Here is a 1,450-nt window from a genome sequence, read left to right as displayed (position 1 = left end):
CGCCGCCGATACCAAGCGCTTCGACCAGTTCTCCCTGAGCTCCTGCGGCCTGTTCCTCGACTATTCGAAAAACCTGATCACCGAACAAAGCCGCGACCTGCTGGTGAACCTGGCCAACGAAGTGGGCCTGCAGGACGCCATCAAGTCGATGTTCAGCGGCGAAATCATCAACGCCTCCGAAGGTCGCCCGGTGCTGCACACCGCCCTGCGCCGGCCGGTAGGCGACAAGCTCAGCGTCAACGGCGTGAACGTCATGCCGGAAGTACACAAGGTACTCAACCAGATCACCGAACTGGTCGGCCGCATTCACGACGGGCTGTGGCGTGGCTACAGCGAAAAACCGATCACCGACGTGGTCAACATCGGCATCGGCGGCTCGTTCCTCGGCCCCGAACTGGTGTCCGAGGCGCTGCTGCCCTACGCCCAGCGCGGCGTGCGCTGCCACTACCTGGCGAACATCGACGGCAGTGAGTTCCACGAGCTGTCGGCCAACCTGCGCGCCGAAACCACCCTGTTCATCGTCTCGTCGAAGTCGTTCAACACCCTCGAGACCTTGAAGAACGCAATGGCCGCGCGTACCTGGTACCTGGCCCAAGGCGGCTCGGAAGCCGAGCTGTATCGCCACTTCATCGCCGTTTCCAGTAACAAGGCCGCCGCCGTGGCCTTCGGCATCCGCGAAGAAAACATCTTCCCGATGTGGGACTGGGTGGGCGGGCGCTACTCGCTGTGGTCGGCCATCGGCCTGCCGATCGCCCTGGCCATCGGTACCGCCAACTTCAAGGAACTGCTGTCCGGTGCCTACACCATGGACCAGCACTTCCAGACCGCGCCGTTCGACAAGAACATGCCGGTGCTGCTGGCCCTGCTGGGCGTGTGGTACGGCAACTTCTGGGGCGCCCAGAGTCACGCGATCCTGCCGTACGACCACTACCTGCGCAACATCACCAAGCACCTGCAACAGCTGGACATGGAGTCCAACGGCAAGAGCGTGCTGCAGGACGGCACCCCGGTGAAGACCGACACCGGTCCGGTTATCTGGGGTGGCGTCGGCTGCAACGGCCAGCATGCCTACCACCAACTGCTGCACCAGGGCACTCAGCTGATTCCGGCCGACTTCATCGTGCCGGTGGTGAGCTTCAACCCGGTGGCCGACCATCATCAGTGGCTGTACGCCAACTGCCTGTCGCAGAGCCAGGCGCTGATGTTGGGCAAAACCCGCGAGGAAGCCGAGGCAGAGCTGCGTGGCAAAGGCCTGAACGAAGCGGACATCGAAAAGCTGGCCCCGCACAAGGTGATCCCGGGCAACCGCCCGAGCAACACCCTGGTGGTGGAACGCATCAGCCCGCGCCGCCTGGGCGCGCTGGTGGCGATGTACGAGCACAAGGTGTTCGTGCAGAGCGTGATCTGGGGCATCAACGCTTTCGACCAGTGGGGCGTGGAGCTGGGCAAA

General features: G+C 63.5%; 1 protein-coding gene. It reads left to right on the top strand.

The window, feature by feature from the left end; translation table 11 throughout:
• A partial coding sequence (gene pgi / locus RR51_RS28370) for a glucose-6-phosphate isomerase (RefSeq protein WP_039615472.1) occupies nucleotides 1-1,450 on the top strand: 1,450 nt, incomplete at both ends.

Origin of the sequence: Pseudomonas sp. C5pp (genome assembly GCF_000814065.1) — a bacterium.
Classification (GTDB): Bacteria; Pseudomonadota; Gammaproteobacteria; order Pseudomonadales; family Pseudomonadaceae; genus Aquipseudomonas; species Aquipseudomonas asiatica.
The sequence above is the reverse complement of the archived record's forward strand: the minus strand, read 5'-3'. Positions and strand labels throughout refer to the sequence as shown.